Genomic DNA, 4,797 nt, shown 5'->3' on the forward strand with positions numbered 1-4,797 from the left:
CAACGCGACATCCAGCCGTGGCTAGGTCAGGAAATTACAGCGGCTGTGACGACGCTGGACCTCGATCGCGACACAGACAACGGTCGCCAAGCTGGATATCTGCTGGCAGTGGCCACCAAAGACCCAGAGCGATCGCGGGAGTTTCTGCAACTGTTCTGGCAGAAACGCGCCTTAGCGGGCGCCGATCTGGTGTTCGAGCAGTACAAAGGCGTGAAGCTGATTTATGGCAGCGGGAAGGCAGTGACGGAGGTGGGAAAAGATGCGACCCGCCCCACGTCCTCGTTGGCTAGCGCGGTTGTTGGCGATCGCTTCGTGCTGTTTGCCAATCATCCGAAGGTGCTACGGGATGCAATCAACAACGTGCAGGCTCCCGATTTAAACCTCAGCAGCGCCACGTTCTATGAGCAGGCGCTAGGGACGCTGGAGCAGCCTCGAATTGGGCTGAGCTTCGTTAATGTGCCTCGCCTAACAAGTTGGGCAGCCGGAGTGCGCGATCGTCCAGCCGATGCCCAGCCAGCGACCGCTCAGCCGCCTGCTCAACTGTTGACGATCGCCCTGACGCTCGATCAACGGGGACTCGCGGCAGAAACCGCTCTGCTGTCGCCCAACGACCCGCCCGAAACCGTGTCGCCGCCGCTGTCTAAACCAGTCGGTGCTCTGCAATACGTGCCCGACTTTAGCCCGATTTCAGCGTCCGGCAGCAACCTAAATCAGCTATGGACGGGGCTGTCTCAACAGCTGAAGGGATACGGTGCGGTGGCTCAACTGGTCGATCAGTCGCTGGCGGAGTTGCAGGATCGCTGGAAGCTGGATTTGCGCGACGATGTGTTTGATTGGGTGACGGGGGAGTACGCGCTAGGCTTGCTGCCTGTCGCCAGCGCTCAATCTTCAGCCAAATCGGTTCCGGCTCCGGCAGATTGGGTCTTTGTGGCACAGCGATCGGACCCTGCTGCTTCAGAAGGGATTGCACGGCTGGATGCGATCGCTCAGCAGCAGGGACTCAGCGTTGGCTCGATTCAGCTCGGCGCCCAAACGGTAGCCGCGTGGACGCGCTTGAGCACCGCTGCAAAGCCGTCGTCGAACCCACTGGCGCTGCAGGCACAGGTGCAGGGTGTACATGCCACCGTGGGCAACTACGAGCTGTTCACTACGTCGCTGGCGGCGATGGATCAGGCACTCAAGGCGATGGAGCACTCACTGGCAACAAACGATCGCTTTCAGGCGGCGATCGACCCCCTGCTTCAGCCGAATGACGGCTATTTGTATCTGGATTGGATCGCCAGTCAATCGTTTCTAGAGCGTCAGTTTCCGCTACTAAAGGTGATTAAGCTGGCAGGCAAACCGATCGTGGATCATATTAAGTCGCTAGCCATTACGAGCTACGGACGCCAATCGGGTGTACAGCGCGGCGGCGTCTTTATTCGGCTGGGCGGACTCGGTGATTAAACGATCCTGAGGCGCAGAGTTAGAACGTGACTTAAGCGCTAGCCCTTGGGCAATGTTGGCAGCAGAATCTCTAGTAATTACTGATACCAGTTCTCTAAATTCCAGCTACAGGTCAAACACTAAAGCGTAGGCGGACTCAAGCTTCTGCAATTCCGAATTGCGAATTGATATTACCCATTAAAACTTATTCACTGAAACAAAGGGATTAGCAAATGCTAATCCCTCGTTGCCACTTAAATCTGTAAGCAGCGATTTGAATTCCACCTTTGTTGAGTTCGTTGCTAAACCGCCAGATATTTGTGAACAAGGGCGTCGTTTAGCTCCGAGGTCCGCCCTTGGGCGACGATCGCGCCTTTCTCCATCATGAAAAATTTCTGAGCAAGCCGACGAGCAAAGTCGATTTTTTGCTCCACAACTAAAACAGTGATGCCCTTTTCTTCGTTGATTCGTCGCAGCGTTGCTTCAATTTCTTGAACGATCGACGGTTGGATACCCTCCGTTGGTTCATCTAGCAGCATAATTTGCGGGTTGCTCAACAAGCCACGCGCGATCGCCAACTGTTGCTGTTGCCCACCACTCAACAGTCCGCCCTGCCGCTTGAGATGCTGCTTCAACATCGGGAAGAACTCAAACACTTCGTCAATTCGATTTGACTTCTGCCGATTCGCGGTCAAACCCAATTTAAGGTTATCCAACACAGACAAATAGGGAATAATTTCCCGACCTTGAGGAATGTAGGAAATTCCATAGCGAGCGCGTTTGTAGGTGGGAACCTTAGCAATTTCGTCAGCATCAAACACAATGTTGCCGGACACAACTTTGTTTAAGCCAATCACGCTACGCAACAGAGTCGTTTTGCCAACGCCATTGCGCCCCAACAAGCAGGCAATTTCTCCCTTGTTGATCGCTATATTCACGTTGAACAAAACAGGCGTTAGCCCGTAAGAAACTGTCACATCGGACAGTTCAAGCAGCGGCATCGATTCTTTCACGACCTAAATACACCTCAATAACTTTGGGATTTGACTGTACATCGCGCACGGAGCCTTCGGTCAGTTTTTCACCCTGGTGCAATACGACAATTCGCTGAGCAATTTGTTTTACGAACTCCATGTCGTGTTCAATCACAACAACCGAGTGAGTTTGTGAAATGCTCTTGATGATTTCTCCAGTTAGATGCGTCTCATCAGGCGTCATGCCCGCTGTGGGTTCATCTAACAGCACGATCGACGGGTCTTGAGCCAGCACCATGCCAATTTCCACCCACTGCTTTTGACCGTGAGACAGAGAGGCGACTTTGGTGAAGGCTTTGTCGAGCAAGCCAACGCGATCGAGCACGAGTTCAATCTTTTCTCGTTTGCCGCTCGTTAGCTTGGCTCTGATCGACGCGAGTACGCTATGAGTTCCCTTCAGCGAGAGCAGAAGATTTTCAAATACGGTCAGCTCGTTGTAGACGTTTGGGTTCTGAAACTTCCGCCCGATGCCCAATCGAGAAATTGCGTACGGACTCTTATTGGTAATTTCTTGTCCCTGATAGTAGACGTGTCCAGAAGCAACGGGTGACTTGCCGACGATCGCGTCCAATAACGTGCTTTTTCCGGCGCCATTGGGTCCAATAATCGTCACGATCTCCCGATCACCAACTTCCAAATCCACGCCTTTCAGAGCCTGGAAACCAGAAAACACTACTTTGAGCGATCGTACAGATAAAACAGCTTCTTGCGGCTCCACATTTACCTCACTAATGGACGAAATTGTTGCGATATGCGCCTTTCGGATTCAATTGGACCTAGACTATCATCGCCAAATCACTGTCTGCTGTTATCTAGCGATCAAATCTAAAAACATTCTGCGGTGATCGATCTTTACGACCAGACTCGGTTAAAGATCCGCTTGCGTCAGCACTCATTAGATGCCCGTTTTGCGATTAGTCTTTGCTTGCTGGCTCTTTTGATGGCTGGATCGCGATCGATCAAACAAAGTATGACCAAGCTGTTGAACTAGATTTTGCAGCGGAGTGTACCAATCAAACAGGCTGGCTCGAACAAACCCTGCGGCTGAATTGGAGCGCACGATCGCCCCGAGACGAGTGGAATCGTTCAGCTTAAACTGTTTAGGTACCAATCCCATCAAACCGTCCGGTAAAAACAGGACTACGATTAGCAGCAAAACTCCAACGACTAGCTGCCAATCTTGAGTAACGCGATCGGCATAGTTTTGCACTTGCCCTAACAGAATCGCAGCAATTACAGGACCAAACAGCGTGCCTCTGCCGCCCACAGCGACCCAGATAACAATCTGCGTGCCAAACGCTACGGCTAAATAGACAGGAGAGATGAATTTGTTCAGCGGCACAAATAGCCCGCCTGCAATTCCAGCGATCCCTGCAGATAGTGTCCAAATGAAAATCTTGAAGCTGGCAACGTCGTAGCCCAGGTATGAAATTCGCTGCTCATTCTCCTGAATCGATCGCAGGATCAAACCAAAATTTGATTGCGTTAGCCACCAGCTTGCCGCAATCACAAAAACGGTGAATACGAGAATGATGAAGTACAGCCCGATCGGGGGAATCACCAATCCAAACAGCGATAGTGAAGAGACATCTGTAATGCCATTTGTGCCGCCCGTGTAGGCTTGCTGGCTCACAAAAAAGGTGGTTAGCGCCGAGGAAATTGCCAGTGTAATGATCGTGATGTAAACGCCGCTGACTTTTGATCGGAAAATAAACCAGCCAATGATGTAGGCGAACCCAGCGGGCACGGCTACCATCGCAAACGCGGCGATCGGGAAAAATTGCAGCGGCGCGATAAACCACGGCAGCTCTTTCAATCCGTTCCACACCATGAAATCTGGCAGAGAGCCGCCATAGGTGTTGGCTGAAGCGGACAAATTCAGCTTTAGGTAGTACGCCATCGCGTAGCCGCCCAGCGTGAAGAATACCCCGTGCGCAAAGCTCAAAATTCCTGCGAAGCCCCAGACTAAATCAAGGGAAACGCCCAGCGCTCCGAACAAAAGCAGTTTTGCCATCAGATTGGTCTGGAACCCGCCTGCCACAAACGGCAGCACGACCAAAATCAGCAGCAGCACACTCGTCGTAATCAGTAATCTTTTGGGAACGGCAGCCTGCCGCAAGCGTCCCATAACCTCGGTCATCTTTCCCCCTCGCGTTAACTATTGTTCGAGTGCGTTGCTTTATGACCGCTTCTGCACGGTGAAGAGACCTTCTGGTCGGTAGCGGATCAAGACAATCACTGCCGCCAGCACAATGACTCGTGCGGCTGGGTCATTCAGCAGGTAAGCGATCGACGCATTCGACTGCCCAATCAAAAACGCACCCGCTAGCACACCCAC

4 protein-coding genes and 1 pseudogene are annotated in these 4,797 nt (G+C 52.3%); 1 reads left to right on the top strand and 4 read right to left on the bottom strand.

The window, feature by feature from the left end:
• Positions 1-1,446, top strand: a 1,446-nt coding sequence (locus H6F43_RS02380; RefSeq protein ID WP_190340409.1) for a DUF3352 domain-containing protein, incomplete at its 5' end; no start/stop codon positions are given.
• A 281-nt stretch (positions 1,447-1,727) separates the two neighbouring features.
• Here the strand turns inward: H6F43_RS02380 and urtE are convergent.
• The 4 genes and pseudogenes from urtE to H6F43_RS22945 form a co-directional block, all read right to left on the bottom strand.
• Positions 1,728-2,426: an urea ABC transporter ATP-binding subunit UrtE gene (gene urtE / locus H6F43_RS02385; RefSeq protein WP_190340410.1), complete on the bottom strand. Its 699-nt coding sequence runs from the start codon at positions 2,424-2,426 to the stop codon at positions 1,728-1,730.
• Entirely contained in the window at positions 2,413-3,177 is a 765-nt protein-coding gene (gene urtD, locus H6F43_RS02390) for an urea ABC transporter ATP-binding protein UrtD (RefSeq protein ID WP_190340411.1), read from the bottom strand. Before urtD ends, urtE begins: the two co-directional genes overlap by 14 nt.
• 177 nt (positions 3,178-3,354) lie before the next feature.
• Positions 3,355-4,599, bottom strand: coding sequence for an urea ABC transporter permease subunit UrtC (gene urtC, locus H6F43_RS02395; RefSeq protein ID WP_190340412.1), 1,245 nt, complete (start codon positions 4,597-4,599; stop codon positions 3,355-3,357).
• Positions 4,600-4,638: 39 nt separating this feature from the next.
• Positions 4,639-4,797: pseudogene (locus H6F43_RS22945) on the bottom strand (urea ABC transporter permease subunit UrtB); the annotation flags it as partial.

Source organism: Leptolyngbya sp. FACHB-36 (genome assembly GCF_014695955.1).
GTDB lineage: Bacteria > Cyanobacteriota > Cyanobacteriia > Leptolyngbyales > Leptolyngbyaceae > FACHB-36.

What these genes read in the sequence shown, in the direction of transcription:
- urtE (WP_190340410.1), bottom strand. Translation starts at nt 2,426, where the DNA reads ATGCCGCTGCTTGAACTGTCCGATGTGACAGTTTCTTACGGGCTAACG.
- urtC (WP_190340412.1), bottom strand. Translation starts at nt 4,599, where the DNA reads ATGACCGAGGTTATGGGACGCTTGCGGCAGGCTGCCGTTCCCAAAAGA.